Annotated in this window: 24 protein-coding genes and 3 pseudogenes; 11 read left to right on the top strand and 16 right to left on the bottom strand. The window is 60.5% G+C overall.

All coding sequences use genetic code 11. The features are described 5' to 3' along the window. Window positions 1-9 precede the first annotated feature (9 nt). Window positions 10-1113 carry a GTPase-associated system all-helical protein GASH gene (locus tag RAD10_RS06855; protein ID WP_270162899.1) on the bottom strand — a complete coding sequence of 368 codons (1104 nt, stop codon included), beginning with the start codon at window positions 1111-1113 and terminating at the stop codon, window positions 10-12. After that, on the bottom strand, window positions 1113-2399 hold the full coding sequence (locus tag RAD10_RS06850; RefSeq protein ID WP_461616838.1) for a metallophosphoesterase: 1287 nt from the start codon (window positions 2397-2399) through the stop codon (window positions 1113-1115). The genes RAD10_RS06855 and RAD10_RS06850 overlap by 1 nt, the downstream gene beginning before the upstream one ends. A 235-nt stretch (window positions 2400-2634) precedes the next feature. Here RAD10_RS06850 and RAD10_RS06845 point away from each other — a divergent pair, with 235 nt between their 5' ends. From RAD10_RS06845 to RAD10_RS06835, 3 genes and pseudogenes are all read left to right on the top strand, one after another. After that, window positions 2635-3012 (top strand): hypothetical protein, encoded by a 378-nt coding sequence (locus tag RAD10_RS06845; RefSeq protein ID WP_270162901.1) that lies wholly within the window; start codon window positions 2635-2637, stop codon window positions 3010-3012. Between the two features lie 10 nt (window positions 3013-3022). Next, window positions 3023-3270, top strand: a pseudogene (locus tag RAD10_RS06840) (hypothetical protein); the annotation flags it as partial. A 101-nt stretch (window positions 3271-3371) separates the two neighbouring features. Further along, window positions 3372-3701, top strand: a complete 330-nt coding sequence (locus RAD10_RS06835) for a hypothetical protein (RefSeq protein ID WP_270162902.1) — start codon at window positions 3372-3374, stop codon at window positions 3699-3701. A 596-nt stretch (window positions 3702-4297) separates the two neighbouring features. Here RAD10_RS06835 and RAD10_RS06830 read toward each other — a convergent pair. From RAD10_RS06830 to RAD10_RS06820, 3 genes are read right to left on the bottom strand one after another with little or no spacing between them, the layout of a single operon-like run. Further along, the gene (locus RAD10_RS06830) at window positions 4298-5023 is read right to left on the bottom strand and encodes an E2 domain-containing protein (protein ID WP_461616837.1); all 726 of its coding nucleotides are present in this window, start codon (window positions 5021-5023) and stop codon (window positions 4298-4300) included. Between the two features lie 17 nt (window positions 5024-5040). Beyond that, window positions 5041-6522 (bottom strand): adenylate/guanylate cyclase domain-containing protein, encoded by a 1482-nt coding sequence (locus tag RAD10_RS06825; protein WP_270162904.1) that lies wholly within the window; start codon window positions 6520-6522, stop codon window positions 5041-5043. Window positions 6523-6534: 12 nt separating this feature from the next. Continuing rightward, a complete protein-coding gene (locus tag RAD10_RS06820; protein WP_270162905.1) occupies window positions 6535-7647 on the bottom strand; it encodes a cyclic nucleotide-binding domain-containing protein in 1113 nt (370 codons plus the stop codon). A 150-nt stretch (window positions 7648-7797) separates the two neighbouring features. Between RAD10_RS06820 and RAD10_RS06815 the strand changes: the two genes are divergently transcribed. The 3 genes and pseudogenes from RAD10_RS06815 to RAD10_RS06805 all read left to right on the top strand — a co-directional run. Continuing rightward, window positions 7798-8106, top strand: a complete 309-nt coding sequence (locus RAD10_RS06815; RefSeq protein ID WP_259235314.1) for a helix-turn-helix domain-containing protein — start codon at window positions 7798-7800, stop codon at window positions 8104-8106. 7 nt (window positions 8107-8113) lie between these two features. After that, on the top strand, window positions 8114-8962 hold the full coding sequence (locus RAD10_RS06810) for an ImmA/IrrE family metallo-endopeptidase (protein ID WP_270162906.1): 849 nt from the start codon (window positions 8114-8116) through the stop codon (window positions 8960-8962). A gap of 33 nt (window positions 8963-8995) precedes the next feature. Further along, window positions 8996-9088 (top strand): annotated as a pseudogene (locus RAD10_RS06805) (TIR domain-containing protein); the annotation flags it as partial. A gap of 121 nt (window positions 9089-9209) precedes the next feature. Here the strand turns inward: RAD10_RS06805 and RAD10_RS06800 are convergent. The 3 genes from RAD10_RS06800 to RAD10_RS06790 are packed head-to-tail and all read right to left on the bottom strand — an operon-like array spanning window position 9210 to window position 13025. Beyond that, window positions 9210-9716: a Mov34/MPN/PAD-1 family protein gene (locus RAD10_RS06800; protein WP_270162907.1), complete on the bottom strand. Its 507-nt coding sequence runs from the start codon at window positions 9714-9716 to the stop codon at window positions 9210-9212. Then, window positions 9685-11418: a ThiF family adenylyltransferase gene (locus tag RAD10_RS06795; protein WP_270162908.1), complete on the bottom strand. Its 1734-nt coding sequence runs from the start codon at window positions 11416-11418 to the stop codon at window positions 9685-9687. Before RAD10_RS06795 ends, RAD10_RS06800 begins: the two co-directional genes overlap by 32 nt. Next, on the bottom strand, window positions 11415-13025 hold the full coding sequence (locus tag RAD10_RS06790) for a nucleotidyl cyclase domain-containing protein (protein WP_461616836.1): 1611 nt from the start codon (window positions 13023-13025) through the stop codon (window positions 11415-11417). The genes RAD10_RS06795 and RAD10_RS06790 overlap by 4 nt, the downstream gene beginning before the upstream one ends. A 252-nt stretch (window positions 13026-13277) precedes the next feature. On the opposite strand from RAD10_RS06790, the gene RAD10_RS06785 reads away from it, so the two are divergent. After that, a complete protein-coding gene (locus tag RAD10_RS06785) occupies window positions 13278-13595 on the top strand; it encodes a hypothetical protein (RefSeq protein WP_270162910.1) in 318 nt (105 codons plus the stop codon). Here RAD10_RS06785 and RAD10_RS06780 read toward each other — a convergent pair. After that, a complete protein-coding gene (locus RAD10_RS06780; RefSeq protein ID WP_461616835.1) occupies window positions 13592-14923 on the bottom strand; it encodes a tyrosine-type recombinase/integrase in 1332 nt (443 codons plus the stop codon). The genes RAD10_RS06785 and RAD10_RS06780 overlap by 4 nt on opposite strands. Window positions 14924-15581: 658 nt before the next feature. Here RAD10_RS06780 and RAD10_RS06775 point away from each other — a divergent pair. Continuing rightward, entirely contained in the window at window positions 15582-15890 is a 309-nt protein-coding gene (locus tag RAD10_RS06775) for a hypothetical protein (protein ID WP_461616834.1), read from the top strand. 1018 nt (window positions 15891-16908) lie between these two features. Here RAD10_RS06775 and RAD10_RS06770 read toward each other — a convergent pair. The 3 genes from RAD10_RS06770 to RAD10_RS06760 all read right to left on the bottom strand — a co-directional run bounded on the left by RAD10_RS06770 (window position 16909) and on the right by RAD10_RS06760 (window position 18494). Beyond that, window positions 16909-17094, bottom strand: coding sequence for a hypothetical protein (locus RAD10_RS06770; RefSeq protein ID WP_461616833.1), 186 nt, complete (start codon window positions 17092-17094; stop codon window positions 16909-16911). A gap of 694 nt (window positions 17095-17788) precedes the next feature. Next, on the bottom strand, window positions 17789-18217 hold the full coding sequence (locus tag RAD10_RS06765) for a hypothetical protein (protein ID WP_461616832.1): 429 nt from the start codon (window positions 18215-18217) through the stop codon (window positions 17789-17791). Between the two features lie 145 nt (window positions 18218-18362). After that, on the bottom strand, window positions 18363-18494 hold the full coding sequence (locus RAD10_RS06760) for a hypothetical protein (RefSeq protein ID WP_461616831.1): 132 nt from the start codon (window positions 18492-18494) through the stop codon (window positions 18363-18365). Window positions 18495-18705: 211 nt separating this feature from the next. Between RAD10_RS06760 and RAD10_RS06755 the strand changes: the two genes are divergently transcribed. Beyond that, a complete protein-coding gene (locus tag RAD10_RS06755) occupies window positions 18706-22218 on the top strand; it encodes a chemotaxis protein CheB (RefSeq protein WP_461616830.1) in 3513 nt (1170 codons plus the stop codon). A 482-nt stretch (window positions 22219-22700) separates the two neighbouring features. On the opposite strand, the gene RAD10_RS06750 is transcribed toward RAD10_RS06755, so the two are convergent. Beyond that, a complete protein-coding gene (locus RAD10_RS06750; RefSeq protein WP_461616829.1) occupies window positions 22701-22847 on the bottom strand; it encodes a hypothetical protein in 147 nt (48 codons plus the stop codon). Window positions 22848-22920: 73 nt separating this feature from the next. Between RAD10_RS06750 and RAD10_RS06745 the strand changes: the two genes are divergently transcribed. Beyond that, complete coding sequence (locus RAD10_RS06745; RefSeq protein WP_461616828.1) at window positions 22921-23337, top strand: hypothetical protein; 417 nt, start codon at window positions 22921-22923, stop codon at window positions 23335-23337. 82 nt (window positions 23338-23419) lie between these two features. Here the strand turns inward: RAD10_RS06745 and groL are convergent, their stop codons facing one another. Then, window positions 23420-25069, bottom strand: coding sequence for a chaperonin GroEL (groL, locus tag RAD10_RS06740; RefSeq protein WP_234683541.1), 1650 nt, complete (start codon window positions 25067-25069; stop codon window positions 23420-23422). 144 nt (window positions 25070-25213) lie between these two features. After that, window positions 25214-25532 (bottom strand): annotated as a pseudogene (locus RAD10_RS06735) (co-chaperone GroES). A 287-nt stretch (window positions 25533-25819) separates the two neighbouring features. Here RAD10_RS06735 and RAD10_RS06730 point away from each other — a divergent pair. After that, entirely contained in the window at window positions 25820-26068 is a 249-nt protein-coding gene (locus RAD10_RS06730) for a PilZ domain-containing protein (RefSeq protein WP_461616827.1), read from the top strand. 74 nt (window positions 26069-26142) lie between these two features. Here RAD10_RS06730 and RAD10_RS06725 read toward each other — a convergent pair whose 3' ends face one another. Continuing rightward, window positions 26143-26367 carry a hypothetical protein gene (locus RAD10_RS06725; RefSeq protein ID WP_461616826.1) on the bottom strand — a complete coding sequence of 75 codons (225 nt, stop codon included), beginning with the start codon at window positions 26365-26367 and terminating at the stop codon, window positions 26143-26145. Between the last annotated feature and the right edge of the window lie 11 nt (window positions 26368-26378).

Below are 26378 nucleotides of genomic sequence, written 5' to 3'. Positions count from 1 at the left end.
TGCCAACGCCTAGCCCCCGAACTTCAGGCCGAGCCGCTCGCGATAGAAGAGATTGCCGAGCTCGACGCCCGGCAGGCTCGCGTCGGCTTCGATACCGGTCACGGCCGACCAATTTGCGACCCAGGACGTATCGTCGCCAGCCTCGAGTTTGCGGAGAACGGCGAAATGGAGTGGGCGGACGACAGGCGCCGGCGCGACCCCGTCGACGAGGCTACGAAGCAGCTCGATATCGACCGCGTTGATCGCTGCGGCAATACCGGACTTCCTGCGTTCCTTCAGACCGGCCCGCGAAAGGATCGGCTTCGCCGACTCCGGCCCCGGAATGAATCGGACCGAGTTGGCGACCTCGGTCGCGAAGACGATCGGTTGCGCGTCCGGCGGCACGTCGGCGAAGGGAATATCGAGCGACTTGCTGCGCGCGCCGTAAAGCCACCAGAGCAACTGCAGTTCCTCATCCTGGATCACGACGTTCCAGTGAAGCGCGTTGATGGTATCGTTGGCCTTCGCCGCGATGTCGCGCGCAACCGCTTGCGCCTGGCCGGCGATGGCGTTCACTGCCGCGACCATGTGGTCCGGCGTCACGCCGTCCCTTTTGATCTTCTCGACAAGGTCCGCTTCCAGACTGAAGTCCCCGACCTTGTTCAACCGCCCAATGTCCGGCCGCTTCCGGCGAGCGTCCGAAATCCTCGCGATGGTCGCCTCGGATGCCCCCGCGAAGTCGTGGGGGAAGTCGGTCCGCCGCGCGCCGGCGAAGAGCGCGGTCAAGGTCGACAGCGCCGCCCAGGCCGCGATGTCTGTCGTGCTGTCGAGAACGGTCGCCAAAGCGGCTCCGCTCAGAACCTCGAGTTCGCGATCGTTTCCGGACATCTCGAACAGGTCGTCGGCGGCCTTGAAGTGACCGCGCAAGGATGCCAAGGCCTGGTCATTCGGTCGCGACTTGGTCTTCAGCAGTACGGCAAGCATGGTCTCGACGGCGGTGCGATCGGCGGCCTTCGCCAGCGACCAAACGCCCTTCCATCTCGCTTCCAGCTTCGTGCGATTCTCGGCGAGGTCGACCGCGCGATACCAGCGCGGGAACTCGTCCCTCATCGGTGGAACGGTCGCCTCGGCCATCAGCGCTTCTCCCTCTTCTGGATCTCCCGATCCAATTCATCGAGCTGGCGGCGCTCGCCAGCCCTCAACAAGGCCCTACCGAACCGTTCGGCGAGCGGCAGATTCGCCTCGGCGGGCTCGATCAGCTTCAGTTTACGCGAGATGTCGCGCCTGTCGCTCATATCGAGATTCCAGAAGCGAAGTACGATGCTCCGGGCGCGATCTTCGGACATGACGGCCTCCATGCCATCCGACGGCCGGTTCGCGACGGGGGGTGCCGCCGCCACCGCCGCAGCAGGCGGAACAGGATGGATATTCCGGAGCCGAACATCCCACAAATGGACGTCCTTTCCGTAATCGAGAATCGGCCGGAATCCTTCCGGGCTCATCTGCCACTCCAGCAAGTACGCCTCGACCGCCAGCTTCGGCTCTCCGGCGGTCTCCGCCTTCACGGCGAGCCTGATCAAGTTGTAGCCCGGACTCCAGCCCTTCTCCTGCCGATCCGGATTCACCGCGCCGGCCGAGAACGTCACGTAGTTCGGGTCGCGGTCGATCCGCTGGCGGTGCTTGTGGCCGAACAGGTGCACGGACGCCCGGTTCTTGACGTCGTCGGTGAAACGGTCTGCGTCGGTCAGCCAGTCCGGGGGATGATGGCACATCACGAGATTCACGACATTGTCGACCGGATCGAGCGCCGTCTGGCGCGGCTCGACGTAGAGGTCTCGCTCAACGTCGTTCCGCCCCTCGGGCATATGCGACCCCGACAGGATGGTCGAGTTCAGGCCGTGGATGCGTAGCGTCACCCCCTCCGCAAGCGGCAGGTCAGCCTTCCAGAAGACGCGCTCGGGCGCGAAGATTGCGGCCGAGAAGCGGCCCGCGAAATCGTTGTAGGCTCTGATCGGCCTCAGGAGCGCCGGTCCAGTTTCCGCGTGCTGCAGCTGCCGCAGCAGCTCTCGCTCCTTGTTGGCGGCAATCATGATCGCGCGCTGCGCGTTCTGCACTGAGACATCCTTCTTAATGATGTCCTGGTCCACATCGTGGTTGCCGGGGATGACGTAGATCCGCGAATGATCGCAGCCGCAAGCGTCCGCCAGTTCGAACAGCCACTTCAGAGCCGCCTGGTACTCCTCGGGCTTGCCAGCGAAGGCGATGTCGCCGCCGACCAGGATCGCTTCAACGGGGCCCAGCGTCTTTACCCGCTCCCGGGCATCCTGGATCAGCCTCGTCCGAAACGGTCGGTCTGGATCGCTTTCGGAATTGCAGACGGGGTGGCGGAAGTGAATGTCCGACAAATGAAGTAAAAGCATTCCGAAGACGCTCCCTGTCACCGATTACCGAGCAAGTTCTACAACTTATTCGGGAATCGACAACATTTTCGGCAAATGGACTTTCTGAAATTCGCTTGGCTCTACAGCATCATAGATGGGCGATAGCGCTGTTCCCGTCAACAACAGTCTCGGGAAAAACATCCGCCCATACTCGACTCTCATGTTCTTGATATGTTCTAATCAGGAAATGACCGATCGCCCTGCGAGCTGGCGCATGCCGAGCCAGGCCCAAATGGAGAAGATGGCCCATGCCGTCGCCAGGAGCGCGCCGCCGGCGCGTTCCCTGGCTCCGGACGGCGACCTGCCGCCCGAATACTGGCAGGCGCTCCTGGACGACGCGGGGGCCGACGGCGGCCATCCGCCTCCCAAGACGTCCGGACGTCTGCAGCGGCTAAGCCAAATTCCTCAGCACTTACTGAGGTTGTCATGCCGGCGCTGCAGCAGGACCGTCGAGATGCAGAAGATGGATGCAGTCCGGCTGTACGGTCCGGAGGCGGTCTGGCGGGACGTCGGCCAGCGTCTGCTGGACGACACGTGCACGAACCGGACTGGGCGCCATGAGGAAGACGGCTGCTGGCCGTCGTTCGATTGACGGCGACCGGATGGCGCCGAAGCACCATCCCACCCCGCTTTCTGAGGCGACCGCAAGGCGCTGCAGAAGGAACTCGGCCGGGCCCGGGCGACGACGACCATCCTGGCGGCGCAGTCGGCGGAGGCCCGGGCCAAGGGCGAAGCTCTGATCCGGACGGCGGACCGGCTCCTGTGCGAATCCTGGAATGAGCGCATGTGGGCCGACGGAGAGCCCATCGACCCATCTCCCACGATCGACCAGGCCGTCAACGGCGGTTATTCGAGTTTGATCCTGAGATTCCCATTGAGGAAATACTTGCCGCAACTGATCGACCGGTCATGCGTAACCGAGGCCGGGCGCTGTTTAGCCGGCTTGCGGACATGACCGAAGAACAACGGGCCGACGAAATCCGCAACTTGAATGCGGCCCTTCGCCGTCATGGCCGTCCCGCCGGTCTCATATCCCTGGACAATCTGGATACGGGAATCTCGCTGGCGTCTCTTGCCTATGGTTTTATTTACCCGCTGGTTGCTGGATTGCGCACCTTGGGCGGACAGTTGATCGAGCTGGGCCGAAAACATCCGGTGATCGACAAGCTCTTTGAAGCGATTCAGGCTGATTTATTCCCCGCTGGCGTCAGCAAACGCGAACTCGACTTCCTTTCTAGCATCAGCCGCGTCGCTTTTATCAAAACGGTGAAGGTCTCGTAGCCCCGTCGTCCGGACAGGAGGTCATCGTGCGATGGCGCAGGCGCGATGCCTCGCGGTCACGCCAGCAATAACTGGCGTCAGACAGTGCGAGAAGGCGCGGGAGAGAATGCAACTGAAGACAACGTCGGGAGAACGGATCGTAAAAAATCGTAGAACGTTCGTGCACAAAAACCGCACGCGACCAACTCGGAGAGGTGGCGATTGCTTGCATCAAGACGACGAGCAGGTTTTGGACTCCCGCGACCGCAGCAGTAACGATTGGATAAGGACAACAAACGCCAACGAAAAAGAACGAAAACGCAGCAAAATTAACGAACCGTCGATATCCCGTCGCGCCGGGCCCACCAGCGACGCCGCCGCCGGTAATAATTATAAGAAGAACAAGAGGTAAAAGTTGATGATAAGTGGTTTAGAAGTCACCTACCGTTATTTCGCGCTACGCAGTAAGCGCCTCGCTTAAGCGCGAGCCGCATATGGATCGACTGCCAATACAGGTTCTGGAGAGAGGGCCAGACCATTGGCGGCGTTGCCCACGGCTAAGGCGCCCTCCTACAGTTATCGGAAGGTCACGCAGATCACTGCCGAGCTAAGCGCGCTTAGCTCGACCGGGCAATTGCTTTTAGCGGGCATTCGAGCATGGTGCCGCAACATTGCAAACTGGACATCGAGCGCCAGAAGCGGTCGACCGCTGCGCGTCGTTCGAACTCGAGTTCTATCGGGCATCCGAGGCACTGGCACTCCCGTCGGAGGAGCGGTTTGCCGGTCCGGTGCTTGCGGCCGCAAAGGCAGGGACTCCGACCGTTCCGCAAGCGTCCGGTCGCCTTGTTGATCCTGGAAAGTCCCGCCGCGATCGGGCCGATACCGAACTCAACGGCGTCGCGATAGGCGGCACTGGCGCCGGTTTCGGCCGCCGCTTGCTCGGCGAGGAGCTCGATATCGCCCGCATCGCCATGGGAGAGCTGGGCGCCGGAAGGCCAAAGTCCGGCCTCCGCAGCGGTCTCTTGGCAAAGCAGGAACGCGTGAAGCTTCGTCCACCAGGTCGCCGCGGTCGCCGAGTTGATCCCCTGGCCGGCCCGAAGACCTAGGCAGAACGAACCGTCAGCGTTGATGTGGCGCTCAGGACAAAACGTTGGCAGAGTTTTGCCTCTGACCCGTTCGTACACCGTCACCTCAGCAGCGAGATGCAGGACTTCCAGCTCGAACAACCGGGTGAAAGCCCCGCTGCTTCGCACGAGGACGGCGTCCACTTCGGCTGCGCGAGTGCCGATCCGGCGGAATTCGGCCCAAGGCGGAACAGTGTCGGCGATCGCGTCGAGGGCCACCGGCGCCAACCGATCGATCAGCGCTTCGAACGCGCAGCGTGCGACCGAGCGGCCGGCTCGCTGCGCATGATCTGGACGGCCGGAGACTGAGAAGCGCCGAGAAGATCCGAAGCGGTGTCGAACGACATTAATCGTCCCGTCGCGATGATCCGTCGGACCGCGGCGTCGGCAACCTGCTGGGCGATGACGCCCAGCCGGATTCCGCTGCCCTCGATGCTCTGTTGCGTCCGCTCGGCATTGATCGTGGCCCGGCTGGCTGCGCACCGGACGCTGTCGTCGCCGCGATATCCCAGCCGGGTCATCGGCGTCGGACCATATTCCACGCCGATAGCCAGGCCGATCGCCGCATCGGAATCCACCGCGTCGAGGCAAAGGTCGAACGACGATCGCATGCCGTTGGCGCAAATCACGGCCTGTCGCACGGAGCCGGGACCGTCGTCGGTCCGCTCGCCTTGCGCCACGCAGCCCTGGATGCAGTCACCCACGAATCTCACGCGCTTACCGCCGAAGTCGTCGTTCAGGACCGAGTTGAGCTCCTCGCGGATGACATGGACCGTCCTCACTGCCTTTGTGATTTCGACCGCGCCGCCCTCGATGGCCCGATCAACGAAGTCGGTGAAGCCGTCGATGTCGGCGAAGATCGACGCCATGCCCATGCGCACGGAGTTCGCCGGCGAGAGATCCGCGAATTTGACGCTGGCGAGCGGCAGCTCCGGTCGCTTGAAGCGAAAGATCGGCTCGACGGCGTCCTGAGCGACCTCATCGACCCTGCGCTCGAGGCTGTCGAACGCGAAGCTCCCCACCGCGTCGCGGATGTAGGTCTCGTCGAGCACCATCCGGCCGGCGGACTTGCGGACGGCGCCTGGCCGCGCCCGCTGCTGCGCGGTCTCGGTCAGGAAGATGCCCGCTTCGTCTTCGGCGGCGGCGAGCTTTGCCGCATGATTGGCAGGACGTCCGAGGAATAGTGTATCCTTCTCGTGCGAGCGGCCGGTCGTCATGGCCAGGCACCTGCCATGATCGATTCCAAAGCGGATGCGGGACGGAAAGCCATGCGCTTGGCCGAGCCGTTCGGCGGCTTCCGAGAGCTTGCCCGCGAGAGCGACAGCTCGGGTGATCTGCGCCGCAGCGTCTCCGGCCGGCGACGTGATAACGGCGTGGAGCCGGGCGCCGTGATAGTCGACCCGGTCGCCGTCATCGTTATCCACGACGGCGTCCCAGACACGATAGTGCATATTGAGGAATCGCAAGAGCCTGCGATGCGAGCCCTCCGTTTCGGAGCCGCCCTCAGCGACAAGACCGTCGAAGTCCAGCAACTGGCCGTAGAGGTGAACGCCCTCGACGAGGAAGGCCTGGCGGATCGGAAGACGACCGATCAGGCCGCTCTTGCGGACCGTGGTCTGGTCTCGCGCGGAATCGAGCGCGATGTTGCTGTCGACGGCCGGCACGGTCTTCAGATGCTCCCGGATCCTCGTCTTAGCCCGGTCCGCATTCCACGACATGAGATAGCCTCCTCAGCACGAATAGACGTCGAGCTCGACGCCATGCTTCACGTTCGCTTTCACAGGACCCCGGAACGTTTCAGGGGCGATGCCCGCTTCGACGGCAAGTTCCCGAAGAACCGGGCTAACGCGGACCTGACCCAGATCAGGTGACTTCGCCTGTTCGTATCTGGCCGCCGTGTTGACGGTCGCGCCGAGCACGGTCACGGCGATCCTCTGCTCGGCCCCAAAGTCGCCGAACGCGACATCTCCGGCGTGCAAGCCGATGCGGATTCCGATATCGAGGCCATTGTCCGTGACGTAGCGCCCGACCTCTTCGGCGATCGTCGTCGCGCATCGGATGACGGCGGCGGGCTCGACGCGCTCGCGTTCAGCGGTGTCGATGAACCAATAGGCCATCACGCCGTCGCCCATGAGCTTGTCGATCTGCCCGCCAGCCTTTCGGATCAGATCGATCTGGAGGGAACAGAGTCGATGAAGGTGAGATGCGACTTCACCGGAGTCCTTGCCGGTTGACCAGACGCTGAAGTTGGCGATGTCGCTGAAGAACACGATCGCCTTTCGGGGCTGGATCCGCGGAGTCTGTCCAGCCGCAGCGACCTTAACGAGGCCAAGCGCGTCATCGTCGGAGAACCGACGCAGAAGATGTTCCTGTTCGGCGACCGAGATGCGCAGCTCCGAACGTCCCTGAGTCGCCTGCGCCAACTTCATGTTGACGACGTCGGCAAGCGTCAGAACCCAGATGGTTTTCTCGGGATCGGTCAATCGCTCCTGAAAGGCGGCATCGATGAAGAACAGCCGGACCGGGCCGATGGCCTTGACGTCGGCAGTCCGGGCGCCGTTCTTTCCGGCAAGGACATGCAACAGACCCTGCTCGCCGAACATCTCGCCTTCGCCACGGAAGGTGACGCTCTGATCGTGGGCCCGGACTTCGACCTGACCACTGAGAACCAGCCAGCAGCCACTCACCCGATCCCCGCGGCGGCAGATCATGTGGTCGGGGTTATAGTCGTCCACCCGGCAGATTGGCTCGCGCAAGATCGCTGCCCGAATTAGGTCCGGCCTCGGACAATGCTGCTTGAGAAACCGCTCGAGCACTCGATCGACATTAGCGGCAAAGACCATGCTTGATTTACCATTCCCGGCGGGCAGACGAGCCCGTCGGCTGATTCGCTTCCGCACCATCTGAAATACTGCTACTCCGAACATAGGAACCTGTTGCCGCGAGTCAAGGACGGGATATGCTGCTATACCGAACAAGTAAGGGCGAATTGCGTGGCTGACACCATCCGCGATCGCATTAAGGCGCTGAGAAAAAAGGCGAAATTGACCTTGGACCAGCTCGCCGACCGAGCCGGCTTGAGCAAATCCTATTTATGGGAGCTCGAGAACCGGGAGTTGCCCCGCCCGTCCGGGGAGAAATTGGCCGGGTTAGCAAGGGCCCTTGACGTGACCGTCGACTACTTGCTGGGCAGCGAAAATCTCGAATCGGCGGAGGACAAGGCCTTCTTCCGCGAGTACCAGGCGATGTCGCCGGAAGCGCGCGCCCGGCTCCGCAAGCTGGCCAAGGCCCTGGACGAATAGGCCGCTCATGGACTTCGAGGGTTGGGGACCTCGGCGTTGGGCGAGCCATTTCAACCAGATGCTGAATCTGGCGAACCCGCCTGATCGATACCGTTTCGACATCAGTGCGCTCGCCATGGAGACGTCGTGCTCCCTTTTCCCGGAAGATCCCATCACCAAGGTCGGTAAAGAAGAGCTCGATGGATTCGCAGGCGCATTAGTGCCGTCCGCGTCGAGGACCAGGTGGGGGATCGTGTACGGCGCCGGCCAGTCAAGGGGCCGTCGCAGGTTCACCATCGCTCACGAATTCGGCCACTACCTCCTGCACCGGAAGAAGTACCCTGACGGGATCCACTCCAGCGAAGCCGGCATCGACGGACGGACCAGGCTGCAAATCGAAAGAGAAGCCAACGAGTTTGCCTCCTGGCTTCTGATGCCTCTCGACGATTTCAGGCGGCAGGTGCCTCCGACCGGCAAGCCGGACTTTGACGTGTTGGGGGATTGCGCCGAGCGGTATGATGTGTCGCTGGTCGCTGCCATCCTTCAGTGGCTCCGCTATACGGAACGAAGAGCTCTGCTCGTCGTCTCCGTAGACGGTTTCGTCAAGTGGTCGTGGTCGAGCGAGCGGGCGTTGACGACCGGGGCCTTCATCCGCACCAGCCGTGGCCCGGTGGAGCTACCGCCGGCATCGGCGGCCGGTCGGGAACTGTTCACGCCGGAGGCCCGGTCCGGTGTCGATCACCCGACCGGCGTCTGGTTTGACGAGCCGGCGCGCGAACTCTCATTCAAAAGCGAGCGCTACGACGCGGCGTATACACTTCTCCACTTGGGAGACGATCCCGGCTGGAACCGCGTTGCGCGTCGGCACTCACTCTGAACAGAAGCTCGACATGCACGGCGGTCGAAGCGGTGGATCCAGGACAATGTCATGTTCGAGCTCGGGCTGTTGATGGGAAAGCTGACCAGACATCGGTCGATCCTGGTCCATCCCAAGGTAAGGTAGATCCCGTCTTCAGGCATTCACCGTCATCCATTTCAGGAGACGATTCCAATCTTTGTCGATGGGCTAAAGCCGGCGTGCGATCAGCTCCGCCGGATCGTCAAGATGCGGAGCGCAAGGACGTTCACTTTTTGAATAGACTTCGCAGGCGGGAAAGCAATCCCGGTGTTTTCCGTTCGAGCAAGACCACGACACGCTCCGGAGGTAGACCGGCCCGGAACAACGTCGCCGACATCTTCAATGATCTGCGAAAAAACAACCGCACAATGATGAGGACGGCAAAGTTCGCGCCTACTTCTGGATCTTCGACGATCTGGTACATCGCCTGGATATCGTTTCGGCTGGGCACGGGCTCGAACGTCGGATGCGAATGCCACTCTCCGATATAGTTGAAGCGACGATAGTTGCCGCCCGTTCTAGCAAAGAAATCCGATAAGAAAGCTTTGCTCTGCTTCGGATCCCGGATGAAATGCATCGTCGTACCGCCCGACCTCTGCACCGAAAGTTCGACTATCCGGAAAGTCTCGCCGCCCACGTGCTCGGCGACGATCACGCCGCCGATCTCGTTGCGTCGCCCCCGCAGCTCGCGGCGCAGAAGGTCAGTTATCTTGCGCGGTAGGATCAGTTCCACCGATCTTGTCCTTCAGCAACTCAAGCAACGTGGCGATCTCCGTGACCTTTTCCTGGTCCGACAGCTCGACGACTTCAGGCTCCGGCGGCGGCGGACCGACATCGATCGGATAGGTGTCGAACGGCTGAGAAAACACCGAATCCGCGCCAAGGCCGATCGCATAGACCGAGTTGGGAAATAGAGACGGGCCACGATCCACCAACAGATCGATGGCGAACCGGGCAGCGTGGGCCGCGATCACGGAAACGTCCGCGTCGTCGGCGGTCATGGGTACGTCAATGCCGGTGCCAATCGCTTCGTATGGCCGATGCGATCTTCTCGGCAACGATCCCCTTTCGCCGAACCAGTTCTCGATGGCGCGCCGCATGAATGACGGTGGTGGCTCGATCCCCGGTCGATACCTGGCGATCAGGCCGCCGAACCCGCCGCCGAATACTTCCGCCCAGATTACGGGCTTCTTCGCGGACGCGGCCACTGCCGAGAGCAGATTCAGCACATTGGGATCCGCCGTCCCATCCAGCATGAGGTCGCATTCAGATATTCGTTTCAACATGGCATCGGCACTCTCGTTGGCCTCCTGCCCGCCAAGAGGCACGCGCCATTGCAAGACGTCAATCGACGGGTTCACGAACTGCAGACGTCGAGCGAGCGCTGGCACCTTGTGCACTCCGGCGTCCCGCCAATCGAGGTCGTTCCGGACCAGGTTATCGGGAAGCAGAATATCGTCATCGACGAGCACGAAACCGCCGACACCGGATCTCGCGAGCATGGTCGCCGCCTTGCTGCCGAGCGACCCGCACCCGATGATCGCGACCTTCTTTGCCGCGAGCACCGAATGAGCGGCGTCGAGACGCGTCGCTTCGGGCGGAGGCGATATGACGGCGACATCCACGACCGAGCGCTTTTTTCTGTCGAGGAAAAAGACCGACAGCTCGGAGCCGTGCACGATGAAACCATACCTTGCTTCGAGCGTGTTTCCGACGGCAGCAAACCCGCTGTCGAACTCGTCCAGGCTTTCCGTCGTAGGCGGCGTATCGGTCTCATCCCATCGGCATATCGGCACGCGGCGTTCGGTGTATTCGGGCCCCAACTGCGACGGGACGGTGGGATCCGTCCATTGCGTGCCGTCGGCCAGCGTCACCTTGTCGACCACATGGACGACGGATTCCTTGTGATAGAGGGACACAAGGTTGGCTTCGAGCGAAGCGCGCAAGGGAAGCTCGCTAAGCAGGGCGCGAAAGGTGCGCGTCAGAAGATATCGGCTATATCGGATGCGGAGGCCTTGTCCGAGGCTTACGACGTGACGCGAGGGCGCGTCGCCTAACTCGTCACCTCCCGGATTCTCGGTCACGAGGAGCTTATGACAACTCTCTATCAGATCTCTGCCGGTGTTGTTGGCGGTCCATGTGTCCGGACCGTATTCAAGGCAGAGCTCGCCTCCGGCACCGAATTGATGCTCCGACCATCTGGCGGTATCCCCGCGCGGAAACACCGACGGCGGGGTATGCGGAAACATGTCCGGATATTGGAGGTAGATCGGGTAAACCCGGCCTCCGGCTCCGATCTCGGCGTCGAGTACTAGACGAAGGCGAGCGTCCAGCCGCCAGGCCGTTACGGCGAACCAGTCGACCTCCTGAGCGAGAATTTCGATTCCTTGCCGCTCCGCGCGGAACCGAGCGACGTCCGTTAGATACCAGCTCACGCAAAGCCGCCCGGCTTCGTCGGACCTGCCGGCCGGTCGGGGAAGCTTAGCGGCGCGGCGGGCGACGATGCCGGCTTCAGAAGGCTTGCTCCCGCAGCGGTCTTGACGGCGCGCGCGACCGTGTCGTTCTTTCCGGCCATCCCGTTGAGCGCCGTTTCGTAGTCCAGGTCGCCGCGAATGCGCATGTCGCCGAAGAGCGCATGCACACCGTGACTCGATTTCGAGTAGGCGTTCGCCCCTATGGCGGTTTGATTGCCCTTGCAGCGGCCCTGCTCCTGCTCGGAGTTCAGGATTCCGCGACTGACAGCACAACGGACGAGCCCGCCCTTCATGCCGAGGCGCGTCACCGTGATCGGCCCGTACTCGAAGCCAATCTGAAGCCCGAGGCTGGAAGCGTCGGTTCCCATGTCCTTGAGACGCTTCAGCGCGATCTTGAAGCTGCTCCGCATCGCGGCCGCGCATAAGGTCATGCTGCTGATGGTCTCAACCGCGTCGGTCGTCTGCGCGGTCCCTTCGGCCAACACGCCGTGAATGCAATCCCCGATGAATCTAATCTTTCGGCCCTCGAAGTCCTCGTGCAGCACTGCATCCAGTTCCGATCGCAGGACGTGCAGCGCGCGCACGACATGTTTCGCGCCCGCGTCGGTTCCCATGTTGGCTCCGACATAGACAGTGAAGCCATCCAGGTCGCCGTAGATCGAGGCGGCATCCTGCCGCCGCGAATTCTTCACCGACAGAGTCTCGATATCCAGGGTGGAGAATGGAGGCGTATGGCCTGAAAATACGAAATCACCGATGGGATTGTTCTTCAGATCCTCAGCCCAGTCCTTGACGATACCGTCGACCGTCACGTCGAGGCGGGCGGCCTGCTCGCTCTTCGCGATTTCTTCGGCGTTCAGCGGCGTCTTGTCGACATCCTGCGCTTCGGCAAGGCCGATCGCCTTCCGCGCTTCGTTGGTCAAGAAGATGCCCTGCGCGGAACCGCCGCCCGCGCGCTTGGCGGCATGGTTGGCCGGCCGTCCGAGAAAGAGCGGCTCGCGGTGACCTCTCCTTCCGTTGTTGACTGCGAGCGCCTTGCCCGTGTCGATACCGACCCGGACCTTGGCCGCAGGATGATCGGCGTCCTCGCCGGTGCGCGCCAGGACGTTGATGATCAACTGTGCGGTCGCCACGGCACGATGAACGCGCTTCGCCTCGTCGTCGTATGGCTTAGTGAAAACGGTGTGAAGCCGCTGATTGTGGAAGTCGACGAATATCGATTCGACGGCGCCGATGATACGGTGCGCCGCGCGATAGTGCATGTTCAGGAAGCGGAGCGTGCGCTTATGGCAGGTCTCTCCCTCGACCGTTGTGACGTTCAAAATGTCCTTCAGGTTCAGGATATCGGCATACAGGTGGACGCCATCGACGCGGTACGCCGTGTTGCCTGACAACCCCGACAGGTCGGTTTCGCGGACGTATTCCTTGATCTCGATATCCTTGAGAGGCAACGAATCGATCTTCGCGTCGATCCGTTTGGTCGCGCGGCCACTATTCCAAGTACCCATGGCTATTCGGTATCCCCCTGAAAATATCACCCGCACCCGAAGCCGGTGCGAAACGGTCAATTGCGATCATGTAGGTATCGCTCGGCGAATTGCCAAGCGCTGTTGCGCGTTCTCGGCCGGCGGCCTCATGTGCAAGCTTGATGCCGCCCATTCGCTTGATCTGCGCGGGTCGGTGTGCGACGAGACCACCCGCCGTTCGTCCGATTCGTACGCCACGGTATCCAGCAGCCACACCTGCGCTCTAGATTTCTTTTTTGCTGGAGAGACTTGCGATCGTATTGCCCAAAACCGATCGAGGTTCGGTGCGGAGGCATGGGCAAGGACGAAAGGACTCGGATCGAGGCGTTGGGGTCGCCAGATCGCACGGAAACGCCGCGGGCCACGAAGCGCCGTCGCAAGAACCGTGGCATGCCGCCGCCCGCGCCGTTCGATATCGATACGCTTCCGGGCAGCTCTAATTTGACGGCATTGGAGGCGGCTGCCGTTATCCGGCGCACGCCCGGTGCGCTGGAGCAGTGGCGGCGGGATCCGAACCATTCGCTGAAATGGCGCTACGTCGATGGCCGGCCGCTCTATCGTGTCGACGCGGTGCGCGACTATCTGGCCAAGTGCGACAAGACCACTACCTAAGACGCCTCAGCCGCATAATGCTCACGGAGGCGGCCGAGGAGCTCGGCCTTGATTGGGTCAAGCGGATTCGTCCGCTGAAGGCGCACGATTTTGCCGACCCGTTTCGCGCCAATCAACTCCGCAATGTAGTCGTGAGCCGCTTCGAACGCCATCTTGCGGATGATCCACTGTTCGTCGTGATTGTAGACCTGATCGATTCCGCTAGGCTTTTGCCCAACACACAGCCGCTGGATTTCGTTGTCGTAGCCACAGCGTGACATGATGGTGCGCAAGCTGCGCCTTAAGTCATGCATGGTGAACTTGGCGACGCTCGCTTCCTTGACCAGACGGTTGACCATCTTGGTGAAGCCGGACATCTGACCGCCGGTCTTTGGTGATGGGAAGACATAGTCGGAGGTTGCTCGCTGGAAATGTTTCGCGGCCGTGAGGACCTCGTCAACCAGGTGAGTGCGCGGCACATCGTGGTGCAGCCCCATCTTGGTCCACGCCGCATCGAAGGTGATCCGATCGTCCATGATGTGCTTTCGCCACTCGATCATGGTAGGCTCGCTGCGGCGCGGGCCGCCGAGCAGGCACATGCGTGCCAGGAGACCGAAAGCCCCGAGCTTGCCTGATGCATCCCAGACCTTGATGATTTCCTCATCGGTCAGAGCGCGCCCCTTCGTTCGGCGTCCGACCCTTTGCGCCCGGGTTTCCTTGGGCGCGCGATAGCCGGCGAGCACGTTGTGCTCGACATAGCCCTCGCCGATACACCATTCGAGAAAGGTATGCACGTGCTTGCGCAAGTCCTTGGCTGCACCGTGCTTGCCGGTCTTGGCAATCTTGTCCACCGCAGCCATGATCTGCCGTCGCGTTAGGTCCCCCACGCCGGTCTCGGCGTGATCCTTGAGCCCGCGCCGCAGCGCCGACATTGCTGGCTTCCAGTTGACAACTTGACGTTCGGTCAAGGACATCTGGTAGGGACCATCTTCAACAATGAGGGCTGCGAGCGTGGTGCGCTGCTTCTCGGCTGCTTGTTGCCGCCTCGCCTCGCGCTTCGGGTCGTTCGGGTCCAAGCCCTTGACGACCTCGCCTGCGGCGATGGTGGCGGCCTTGCGCGCGGCCTTCTCACTATATTTGGGCCACGCGCCGAGGGTCTTGCGCTGGGTCCCTCTCACCCCTGGCTTGGTGAAGAGGTAGACCCAGGTCCGGCCGCCGGTGGCGCGCATGCGCAAGGCCAAGCCGGGCAGCTTGTCGTCGTGAAGATAATGCTGCGACTTACCGGGCGGCAACGTTGCGTTGCGGATCACCGTATCAGTGAGTGTCAGCTGGTTGGCCGGCTCCGTCATGATTCATTCCCTCTCTCTGTGCCCGGTGTGCCCCGCAAGAAGGCGGTCAGCCCTCGAACAGAACCGGCCCTCAGACCTTCTCCGGGTTGTGTGCCCGCGCAGGAGGGATCCACAGACCCAAACAGAACCGGGTCTTAGACCTCCCCGTTTTTTGTGCCCCAAGGGAAAATCGACGGCGGGCACAACGGGGGCATACAAAATGTAGTAAGGTCACCTGTGGGCTCTTATGGCCACATATGGCCATAACCGTCGTCAACTAAAGGAGTTTTTACATTCAAACTATGGCTGGATTTGGTTGGCTAGGATCTACGGATTGTGGTTCACACGGGAGAGGTCCAAGGTTCGATCCCTTGTGCGCCCACCATTTCAATGACTTAGTGAAACTAATTCCCTCCGATGTGCCCAAAAAATGAGGGAATCAATATCTAGTACCTCGGTGCTGATGGCGCGCCTGGTTAGACCAGCGTACAAAATCGTAGCGAGGGAAATCACCGACACAACGGAGCACTATTTGTCTCTAGTATGAGAGCAAGAACGTGCAGCGGATCATCGCTCGCAGAGTAGTCGCACACCGTGGGCGCCAACTTTACCTCGCTCATTGGTGGTGCCCGGCGTTTGGGTTCAAACCCTTCGAGCGGAAGGCGGCGCGCTATTCCGCATGAAAGGCATTCTCGGGCACACGACCAATCTGATCATTTCCGATGCGGGCGCCGCCAAAGGCCTGCCAATAGAAGTCGGCTTCTATCGAGGGATACAGGACTGGAAGATACCGGACGTGCCGAAAGAGTCGCCGGGCTTCATCAGCTACAGCCCGCAGGATCAGCACAGCGACCGCGCGTTCCTTACCGCCCGATGTTCGATGACTGAAGTAACGTATGACGATGCTTGGCACTGCGTCCGCCAGCGCGGCTACGACACCTGCGAAATCTCCGCGGAAGTCACTCCAGTTACTTTGGGCGAATGGTAGTTTGGCATGCAGATGGTGGGCGGACCTCCAGATAATGGGCCGGACTCTGCATAGGGTTCTTCCGATCGTTGTGATTGCGTTGGCGATGCAGATCCTCGCACCTATCGCCGCGTGCTGGTCACCGCGACCAGTATTGCGGATCCGCTGCAGTACGCTCCGATTTGTCACGACGCCCGCCCAAGCGCACCGAGCGACCAAGGCGGTCCCTCTGCATACGATGGCGCCTGCTCGATCTGCTGCCTGATCCATGCCGCCGCGTCCGTCGACAGCCCGAGACCTACTATCGCCTCCGCGGACCGGTTTCAGGACGTTTCCTGGCCGGAGGCCGCGTTTGATCTTTCATCGTCCCGCATCGGATCAAACGCGCAAGCGCGCGCGTCAGTCTTCATAAGGCTAACTCTCAACACAACACCGCGGCTCCCTCGGCAAAGTCGGTCTCAAATGGATTCGGACAATGAGCATTTAGCTCATTACCCAAGCAATCAACGCCGCCTTACTCCGGGCTCATTCGCCCACGAGGCTCGTTGACCTCCTCCGGATCGGGCGGCAACGTGATTAGGACTGTCGCACTTGGAGTAGTTTGCCTGGTGGGGCTCGCCGGTATTGCGGCGTTCGCAAAGAGGCCGAGTCCGCCGCCTCTGCCAGAGCTTGTTTTTCCTACAGTAGCGACAAATAAGTCCGATCGGCTTCAGATAGGCCGACCCGAAGAAACGCTAGCCAACGCCGATAGGGTAGAGGTCGTTGACACGCGTCCAGCCGAGCCCCAACTCGAGGTTCAGGCACCAGCACGCGAAGCAACTAGGCCAGCGCAGCCAGAATTCATTCCTCGGCACTGGCATGATCCCCATGATCTGAAGGCCAAGGCGGTAAAACCTAGCCCCACAAAGCAGGCGAATAAGCGCTCGCCGGCCGCCAAACCGGATCACGTTGTTGCCGAGGTGAGAAGCTGCCGCTCTGAGGGGCTAGACCCACTTTTGCGCAAGCTCAACATGTCACCACCGTGTAACCCTTGATGTCGCTATCGCTGATGTCCGAGACCGATCCCGAGCGACAATGCCTTCTGGCGCAAGGAGCCTACCGTACGCTTCATTGCTTTCGACACCTTTGATACCGGCGTGCGTGATTTCGAATGCGCCTTCAGCACCTTGATGTCTGATGCGGTATATGGCTTACGAGCTGGCCGGTTCTTCGTCTTCTTTGCCACTTGCGCTCTCCTGTGATTCGAAGAGCGCTTGATATCATGAGCACCGCCGCCTTCAAGGGAACGGATGCGAACGATCGTTATCCTGTGATCAATCGCTACATCAGCGCAGGTTGAAAAGGCTTCTTACAAGCTGGCCGGACACTACGTCCGTGAAAGACAATTTGGTCAGTGGCGCAACTGGCGCTGTATTACTTGCGACCGGCGGGGTTAGCACCAATGGTGGCTGGTTAGCCGCTATCTTTGCTCCATGGCGCTTAGCGATCTTCCGCTTACCTTGATCAACTCCACTTGGAATACTTGGAGCCGGTACCGCATGGGATTGCGGGGATGCCGGCTCGCTTGGGCGTGCTTCCTCTACTAAGATTGGAGTCGGTGAGAGACTTGGCGGTGGCACTATCGTTGGCAGATTCGTGTCGATGACGGTTCGTTCGGGCGGCTGTTGCAATGAGGCTATCCGAATAACGGGGCGGTTGATCTCATCACCGGTTGGCTCTGCCAAAGATTGCGGAAGGAACCAGTTTGCCACGAACAGCAACACAAGAAGCGATGTCCCGATCCAGGCTAAGTACCGTCCGATAGGCATAATCCTCTCCGCCACAGTAACCTGAAGAGCAAACGCCGTAATTCCTCACGGTCCGTAACTGAACGTGGTTACTGCTCGAAATTGCTGCTCGCACACAATCCGCGGGCGATGTTACTGCGTCAGAAATCTATATGCGACGATCAGTGCCACCATGCTCGCGAAAATCAGCAGTGCCGAAAGCGATTTTCCGATCATTGACCTCGTCGAATGGCGCGAAGCCGATAGACCGGGCTGAGGTTTAGGCCCTCTCTGGGACCGCACGCCTTTGTTCCCTGTCGTTGGTGTGCGAGCCTTTAGTTCCGGCGCCGGGCCCACGCCTCCCATCTCGCTGTAGTAAGCGCTGTAGACCTCGCGAACGGCCAGGGCCGTAGACTCGGCCTCGCTCATCGTCTCAAGTCGGATTCGATAGTTTGTCAGAAAGCTCTGTGCGTTTGACGGAAGGTCATCGAAACCACCGAGCTTGGCCATCATGAGCCAAGTGGCAAAATCCGCCTCGGCCTTCGTGCGAGCTCTCTTGGCGATACTGGTGTTGGAGGACATGGTGGTCCGATTGGCGAAACCTGATAATCTGCACCTATCTCTTCAAGCTGAGATGAGGATTGAGTGAAACGACGGGAATTTATTCCAGTTACTGTGGCGTTGTTGGTTTGTCCACGGCATTCGTGAGCGCAGGGGACGTCTCGCTTCACGAGCGCCCCGCCGATTTGCCTACTGCCATCTTGCGATCGACCCAGCTCTTGATATCGCCGACCGTCATCACCTTGAGGAACGGATTGGCGTTGATGTTGATCGACAAACTGCTGCTACGAGAATTCATGCGCGAATTCATCGGTGAGGTAGCAGCGCCTCGGACCGCCGGCGGAAATGCCCAATGGCCAGGATATCGCGATGGCCATAGAACGTATAAACGTGGAACCCACGCTTGGGGCTTTGCTTAAATCCCTGCCAAATCAAACTTTTCTGACCGAACCCGTGATAAGGTTAGCCCAATACTGGTCTCGACCGGACGGAGTGCTGGGGACCGCGGGATGGCTGACATTAGTGACCAGGATGGGAACGAAGTACCGGCACAGAGTGCCACCACGCCGGTCATAGTCGGCATTGGCGCCTCCGCCGGCGGCGTCAACGCGTTACAGCTTCTGTTCGGTGCGCTGCCCGCGAAAACCGGTGCTGCCTTTGTCGTGGTGGTGCATCTCGATCCGGATTTTCGCAGCGAGATGCCAAACATCCTGGCTGCGCGTACACATATGCCAGTCTCCCAGGTCGGAGATCGCGTCCCGCTGCAAGCCGACCACGTTTACGTCATTCCACCCGACCGCCGACTGCACATCACCGACCACGAAATAGCGACTGCCGAGTTCGAGGAGCCCCGCGGCAAACGAGCGCCGATCGACTTGTTCTTTCGATCTCTGGCGGAACAGCACGGGGACGGTTGCGCTGTTATCTTGACCGGCGCCGGGTCCGATGGCGCAGTCGGCGTGAGGGCCGTCAAGGAGTCCGGTGGCATCATCCTCGTGCAGGACCCTAACGAGGCCGAATTCCCGTCGATGCCGCGCAGCGCGATTGCGACCGGCATTGCGGATTTTGTACTGCCGGTGCGCGAATTAGCTCAACGCCTGACTGAGCTGGTGCGCGAGAAGCGTGATGGCGGGCCGCAGCTGCATAATTTCAACGACGAACTGCTGCGGCGCGTCCTCGCACATGTGCGGAATCGAACGGGGCATGATTTTTCCAAATACAAGCGAGCGACTATTCTGCGCAGGATCGCGCGCAGGATGCAGGTCACGAGAGCTGAAAATCTGAACGACTATTACGGCGTGTTGCGTAACAACACCGACGAAGCGCAGGCCCTGTTGGGCGACCTGCTCATTTCGGTAACTTCTTTTTTCCGCGACAAGGAAGCGTTCCAGACACTTGAACTTCAGGTCATTCCACAAGTGTTTCACGGGAAGCTGCCCGATCGTCCGATTCGTGTCTGGATCCCTGGCTGTGCCACCGGCGAGGAAGCCTATTCGGTCTCGATGCTGCTGCTGGAGCAGGCCACGCGAGAGGACATCAGGCCGACAATTCAGGTCTTTGGCTCGGACATAGACCCCCAGGCGCTCGCCATCGCGCGAGAAGGCCGGTATCCCCTGACCATCGAAGCTGACGTCAGCGAGGATCGTTTGCAGCGCTTTTTCGTGCGAGAAGCGGATCGTTATCGTGTTCGGCAGGAACTGCGCGACGTGGTGCTGTTCGCCAGTCACAGCGTTCTCAAGGATCCGCCGTTTTCGCGCATCGATCTGATCGCGTGCCGCAACCTCCTGATTTATCTGGATCGCGAACTGCAAGAGCTGGCGTGTAACACTTTCCATTATGCGCTCAACCCAGACGGATTTCTGATGCTGGGCACGTCCGAGACTGCCGACAATCCGGCTGGACTGTTCCGTACTTTCGACCGGAAGGCTCGCATTTATCAGTCGTCGGCCGCCCCTGGCGAACTGCGTCTGATGCCGCGCTTGCTCGGGAACATGGGGATGCTGCACGAGCATCCTGCACATCTGATAAGGCCGCCGAGCCGGACCGCACTGCTCAGCGAGGTTGCCTTGCACCGCCAAGCACTCGAAAAGCTGGCTCCGCCCAGCATTCTGGTCGATCAATCGCATCGGGTCTTGCACATGTCCGATCACGCCGGCCGCTTTTTGCAGCCGGCCGGCGGCCCCTTGACCGGCGACGTGGTCGATTTGGTGCGGCCGGAACTCCGGTTCGAGTTGCGCACAGCTCTGCACCGGGTTTTTGAAACCTCGCAATCCTGGCTAAGTCTGCCTATCCCTGTTCAGTTCAACGGCTCGCCGCACCGTGTCCTAATGCACGTGAAACCGGCGGACGATCACAATGATAGCGGGGTCCGCAACGCGTTGGTGCTGTTCGTTGAAGGTGGGGTGGTCGAGCTGGGCGCCGAAGGAGTCTTCTCGCAGAGTGCGGCCACCGCCGAACTCGTCACCCGGCTGCGGGAAGAGCTTTTGCAGACGCAGGCACGGCTGCAAACGACGCGGGAGGAGTCGGACAGCGCCAACGAGGAATTGCGCGCGGCCAATGAAGAGCTGCAATCCATCAACGAGGAATATCGTTCCACTTCCGAAGAGCTGGAAACCAGCAAGGAAGAGCTGCAATCCATCAACGAAGAGTTGCAGACCGTAAACAGCGAGCTCAAGCTGAAGCTGGAGGCTGTGTCGCGCGCACACAGCGACCTCCAAAACCTGATGGCAGCGACCGATTTCGGGACCTTGTTTCTCGATTCGAGCTTACGCATCAAACGTTTTACGCAGCAGGTGACCGAGCTTTTCAGCATCACGCCGAGTGACGAAGGCCGGCCGATCTCGGATTTCGCACACAAGCTAGAATACGAGGGCCTGGTCAAGGACGCGCAAGCGGTGCTCGCCAACCTCGCCCCCATCCGGCACGAAATTCGCAGCCGCGAGGATCGCTGGTACGACGTTCGTCTGCGCCCATACCGCACCGTCGAAAACAGGATCGACGGCGTCGTTCTCACCTTCGTCGATATGACAGACCGGCGTCATGCGGAAGATGCGCTCAGGTTAAGCGAGCGCAGGCTTCGCCAGCAGATCCAACTCGTCGAGCTCTCGCGCGATCCCATATTCATCTGGGATATTGACGGCACAATCGTTGAATGGAATCGCGGCAGCGAAGAACTGTATGGCTACAGCCGCGATGAGGCGGTTGGAAAGAGGAAAGACAAGTTGTTGGACACGATCGTACCCGGAGGATCGTTCGCCAGGTTACGGATGAAATTGTTGGACGAAGGTAGCTGGAACGGCGAGTTGAAGCACAAGACCAAGGATGGCCGGCAATTGACCATCGAAAGCCGCATCATCTTGGAAACCATCGAAGGTCGGCAGCTCGCCCTTGAAAGCACCCGGGACGTGACTGAACGCAAGGCGTGGGAGGAGCAACAAAAATTATTGCTTGGCGAACTGACACATCGCGTCAAGAATACGCTGGCGGTTGTGCAGTCGATCGCGCATCAGACCCGGCGCTTCAGCAAATCGTACGACGATTTCACCGACCGCCTGGATGGCCGCCTCTCCGCGCTGGCCGAGGCTCATTCGCTGCTGGTCGACTCCGACTGGAAGGGGGCCGATCTCGGGACGTTGGCGCGCAGGCAGCTCGACCCCTATGTTTCCGGCAATCCTGGCCGGGCCAAGATCGCAGCCGAACCGGTCATCCTGCCTGCCGATCTGGCAACGCCGTTCGGGCTCGTCTTCCATGAACTGGCCACCAATGCTGCCAAGTACGGCTCGTTCTCACAGCAAACCGGGACCGTGGATCTGAGTTGGACCGTGCGCACCCAGAGTGCTCAACGGTTTCTGACGGTGGTCTGGCGCGAAAAGGGCGGTCCGCCTGTCACGCCACCGACGTCCACCGGCTTTGGAAGCACGCTCATTGAAAAGGCGATACCGAACGCTACGGTCCGACGTGAATTCGGCCCTGCGGGAATCGTCTGCATGATCGAATTGCCGCTCCCAAGGATTCTCTATTAGGTTGACCGGCGCCGCCTCGGATACGTGGCCAAGATTGCAACCCGGCCGGCGTCATTTGTTACAACATTTTTCTGCATCCTCGTCGCCCCCATCAGGCGTCTGGACCGGCGATGCCGGCCGCCGCGCGCACCGAGGCGACTCGTTCATAAATTCAGGACGAGCACAGAGGCGAGAACCGTCGAGAAGATGAACAGTCCGGCAATGGCGATCTTGAAAACGAGGTCGGCTGTCAAGCTACACCTCACTTTGTTTGCAAATCACCCGAATCTTAAGCCTTATTCTGGCGGCATCAAACCGGGCGAGTTAAGCCATTTATCAATTTGAGCGGTGGACTACTGTGCCCGGAACAAGGTGCCTTGTGGGCACTCCGGCCATCGCAGCCGCGCCCCGCTTCCCGCTCGGCCCTCCCCACCATCCCGCTGGACCGGCCGACCTGTTACGCAGTAGCCGCCGCCCGTCACCCGCGTCAGTTATGCGGTATTCTACTCCTCCGGATGGAAGCGGTTCGGTTCGACCAGACCCAGGTCCACGAGCCGGGTTATGATCTCATGGTCGAACATCGGCGGGCTGACCCAGGATTCGCCGACGAGCCTCCTCAGAAAATCGCGCTCCAAAACGGTCAGCTCCATCCTCGTCCTCGAACCAGGAACGGAGCCATCCGTGGTCCCGTTGACTCCAGAAGACAACATCCAGGAGGCCAACATGGCCATCGGAGATCGCGAGACATTCAGTCTGATCGGAAGCGACAATGTCGAGGGCACGAACGTGTACGGGACCGGCGGGGAAAAGGTCGGCTACATCGAGCGCGTCATGACCGACATGGATCTTGGCATAGCGGATGACGGCGAACGCGCCGGCGACGAACAGGCCGCGCAGATAGCGATCACCTTGTTAGTTATTAGCTGCATCAGTCGCCGAGAAAACCACTGGCAAAGTCGCCTTCTGAGAAACCACCGACGGAGCGACTTGGTCGGGGCATTGGCTTTCCTTGCTTGTCCCTGGCGCGGAGCTAGTTCAGACCTGCTCTGGTGTCACGCTCGCGGACGGGACGCAGTGCCTCGCCTACTTTTGACGGAAAAGGTCAGCAAGCACCATTGGATGAAAGCATATCAACAGTAGCGGATCGAGGTCCCAGAACGCAACGCAAAGGCCCGGCATTGTTGCCAGGCCTTTCTCGTTTTGATCGCCTCAAAGCTGGGACTTAGAAGTCCATACCGCCCATGCCGCCCATTCCGCCACCCGGAGGCATGCCGCCGCCCCCAGCGTTCTTCTTCGGCACTTCTGCCACCATCGCTTCGGTGGTGATCAGCAGCGCTGCCACAGAAGCCGCGTTCTGGATCGCCACACGAACGACCTTGGTAGGATCGATGATGCCCTTGGAGATCAGGTTGACGTATTCGCCGGTCTGGCTGTCGAAGCCGTAGGAGTACTGGTCCTTCTCCAGTATCTTGCCGACGATGACGGAGCCGTCCTCGCCCGCATTGATCGCGATCTGGCGCGCGGGCCAGGAGAGCGCCTTGCGCACGATCTCGACGCCGGTCTTCTGGTCGTCATTCTTGGTGCGCAGCCCCTTGAGATGTTCGGAGGCGCGCAACAGTGCGACGCCGCCGCCCGGTACGATGCCTTCCTCGACTGCAGCGCGGGTCGCATGCATCGCGTCATCCACGCGATCCTTGCGCTCCTTCACTTCGGTTTCGGTCGCGCCGCCGACGCGGATCACCGCGACGCCGCCCGCGAGCTTGGCCAGACGCTCCTGCAGCTTCTCACGGTCGTAGTCCGAGGTGGTCTCCTCGATCTGCGCCTTGATCTGGTTGACACGCGCCTCGATGTCGGCCTTCTTGCCGGCGCCGCTCACGATGGTGGTGTTCTCCTTGTCGATCATCACCTTCTTGGCGCGGCCGAGCATGGCGAGCGTGACATTCTCCATCTTGATGCCGAGATCTTCTGAGATCGCCTGTCCGCCGGTCAGGATCGCGATGTCCTGCAGCATGGCCTTGCGGCGATCGCCGAAGCCCGGAGCCTTGACGGCCGCGACCTTGAGACCGCCCCGCAGGCGGTTGACGACGAGGGTGGCGAGAGCCTCGCCTTCGACGTCTTCAGCGATGATGACCAGCGGCTTGCCGCTCTGCACTACGGCTTCGAGTAGCGGAAGCAGTTCATTCAACTGGGAAAGCTTCTTTTCGTTGATCAAGACATAGGCATCGTCCATTTCGACGCGCATCTTGTCGGCGTTGGTGACGAAGTAGGGAGAGATATAGCCGCGGTCGAACTGCATACCCTCGACGACCTCGAGCTCGGTTTCGAGCGACTTGGCTTCTTCGACCGTGATCACGCCCTCGTTGCCGACCTTCTTCATGGCATCGGCGAGGAACTTGCCGATCTCGGCGTCTCCATTGGAGGAAATGGTGCCGACCTGGGCGATCTCGTCGTTCGAGGTGACCTTCTTGGAGTTCTTGACGAGGTCGGCGACCACGGCGTCCACCGCCAGGTCGATACCGCGCTTCAGATCCATTGGGTTCATGCCGGCGGCAACTGACTTGGCGCCTTCGCGGACGATTGCGGCCGCGAGCACGGTCGCGGTAGTGGTGCCGTCGCCGGCAGCATCGGCGGCCTTGGAGGCGACTTCGCGCACCATCTGGGCGCCCATGTTTTCGAACTTGTCCTCAAGCTCGATTTCCTTGGCGACGGTGACGCCGTCCTTGGTGATGCGGGGCGCGCCGAACGACTTGTCGAGCACGACGTTGCGGCCCTTGGGGCCGAGCGTCACCTTGACCGCATTGTTGAGTATGTCGACGCCGCGTAGCATCCTGTCGCGGGCATCGACGCCGAATTTGACTTCCTTTGCTGACATAATCATCTCCGTTTTCAACTGGTCAGACCGCAAAAGGCCTCGCGACTAGGCGAGTTTCTTGAGGAATGAGATTTGAATTGCTGATCTTATCCTTCGAGACGCCGGCTGCGCCGACTCCTCAGGATAAGGAAATCTGGCTGGCGCTTAAGCGGCCTTTTTCTTGGCGGCGGACAGATCGGTGAGGACAACCCATGATGTCGCTCTCCTTCATGATCAGCAGCTCTTCACCATCGAGCTTGACCTCGGTGCCGGACCACTTGCCGAACAGCACGCGGTCGCCAACCTTGAGATCGATCGGGATCAGCTTGCCGGCTTCGTCGCGGCCGCCTGGGCCGACCGCTGTGATCTCGCCCTGCGAGGGCTTCTCCTTGGCAGTGTCCGGAATGATGATGCCGCCGGTAGTCTTCTCTTCGGCGTCGACACGCTTGACCACAACGCGGTCGTGAAGCGGACGGAATTTCATGGCGGTCCTCCTGGGTTTGGTTTTTGTTTGAAATTGGCACTCAGGACTGGCGAGTGCTAGCCATCTTTCGCACATAAGCGTGCGTTGCAGGCGCACAAGGCCTCATGAGAAATAATGCCATCTCAAGGGCCGCGTCTGATGACGCGACCCGAACCTTCCAGATGTTTGATGCTGCTAGCGGCTCGCACTGCATGGCACAGATACGATTCGATAGGAGAACAGTAGTTGCCAGCTTGCACGATTGGGCAAATGCTGCCTTCAAGAACAAAATTTCACGGGAGAGAAGCATGCCCGGTCTAGACGAAAAGCGAGGCACCCAGCGCCAGCAGACCCTAACGGCTGGAACGATCTCGCTTGATGGCTCTGGAATCGACTGCCTGGTCCGCAAAATGTCAGGCTATGGCGCAAATCTCGAGGTCGAAAGCCAAATCGGCATTCCCGACTCTTTCGACTTGGTTATCGGCACAGAGCGCAGCAATCACCATTGTCACGTTGTCTGGCGAAAGACACGTCGGATCGGCATCGCGTTCGATTGAGGCCTGAAAATCCGGCCGGCATGGAACCGGCGGACCACTATCGTGTCAATAAAGCGAACCGATTAGCGAACCCGCTACGCAGATTTTAGGCCGCTGACTACCTGATAAAGGCTGATCGAGCTTACGACCATGAGCACTAACCCCGTGAACGTCCAAGCCAATGGCGATCCAGCAATGACGGTGCCCACGACAATCCAAACACCAAAGGCCATTATTCCTGCCGATATCAGAAACGAGAGCATCGCATCCATGTTTCGTCCTTCTCCGCCTTTAGCAGCGGCCGCGCCGATGTTGAGCATTGCTTGGCACC

The organism is Bradyrhizobium sp. 23AC (assembly GCF_054863025.1).
This window is presented reverse-complemented; position numbering and strand designations above follow the sequence as displayed.

Excerpts from the sequence above, each read along its gene's own strand:
- RAD10_RS06855 (WP_270162899.1), bottom strand. The coding sequence starts at position 1,113 with ATGGCCGAGGCGACCGTTCCACCGATGAGGGACGAGTTCCCGCGCTGG.
- RAD10_RS06850 (WP_461616838.1), bottom strand. The coding sequence starts at position 2,399 with ATGCTTTTACTTCATTTGTCGGACATTCACTTCCGCCACCCCGTCTGC.
- RAD10_RS06845 (WP_270162901.1), top strand. The coding sequence starts at position 2,635 with ATGCCGAGCCAGGCCCAAATGGAGAAGATGGCCCATGCCGTCGCCAGG.
- RAD10_RS06835 (WP_270162902.1), top strand. The coding sequence starts at position 3,372 with ATGACCGAAGAACAACGGGCCGACGAAATCCGCAACTTGAATGCGGCC.
- RAD10_RS06825 (WP_270162904.1), bottom strand. The coding sequence starts at position 6,522 with ATGTCGTGGAATGCGGACCGGGCTAAGACGAGGATCCGGGAGCATCTG.
- RAD10_RS06820 (WP_270162905.1), bottom strand. The coding sequence starts at position 7,647 with ATGGTCTTTGCCGCTAATGTCGATCGAGTGCTCGAGCGGTTTCTCAAG.
- RAD10_RS06810 (WP_270162906.1), top strand. The coding sequence starts at position 8,114 with ATGGACTTCGAGGGTTGGGGACCTCGGCGTTGGGCGAGCCATTTCAAC.
- RAD10_RS06785 (WP_270162910.1), top strand. The coding sequence starts at position 13,278 with ATGGGCAAGGACGAAAGGACTCGGATCGAGGCGTTGGGGTCGCCAGAT.
- RAD10_RS06780 (WP_461616835.1), bottom strand. The coding sequence starts at position 14,923 with ATGACGGAGCCGGCCAACCAGCTGACACTCACTGATACGGTGATCCGC.
- RAD10_RS06775 (WP_461616834.1), top strand. The coding sequence starts at position 15,582 with ATGAAAGGCATTCTCGGGCACACGACCAATCTGATCATTTCCGATGCG.
- RAD10_RS06765 (WP_461616832.1), bottom strand. The coding sequence starts at position 18,217 with ATGTCCTCCAACACCAGTATCGCCAAGAGAGCTCGCACGAAGGCCGAG.
- RAD10_RS06760 (WP_461616831.1), bottom strand. The coding sequence starts at position 18,494 with ATGAATTCTCGTAGCAGCAGTTTGTCGATCAACATCAACGCCAATCCG.
- RAD10_RS06755 (WP_461616830.1), top strand. The coding sequence starts at position 18,706 with ATGGCTGACATTAGTGACCAGGATGGGAACGAAGTACCGGCACAGAGT.
- RAD10_RS06750 (WP_461616829.1), bottom strand. The coding sequence starts at position 22,847 with ATGGAGCTGACCGTTTTGGAGCGCGATTTTCTGAGGAGGCTCGTCGGC.
- RAD10_RS06745 (WP_461616828.1), top strand. The coding sequence starts at position 22,921 with ATGGCCATCGGAGATCGCGAGACATTCAGTCTGATCGGAAGCGACAAT.
- groL (WP_234683541.1), bottom strand. The coding sequence starts at position 25,069 with ATGTCAGCAAAGGAAGTCAAATTCGGCGTCGATGCCCGCGACAGGATG.
- RAD10_RS06730 (WP_461616827.1), top strand. The coding sequence starts at position 25,820 with ATGCCCGGTCTAGACGAAAAGCGAGGCACCCAGCGCCAGCAGACCCTA.
- RAD10_RS06725 (WP_461616826.1), bottom strand. The coding sequence starts at position 26,367 with ATGCTCAACATCGGCGCGGCCGCTGCTAAAGGCGGAGAAGGACGAAAC.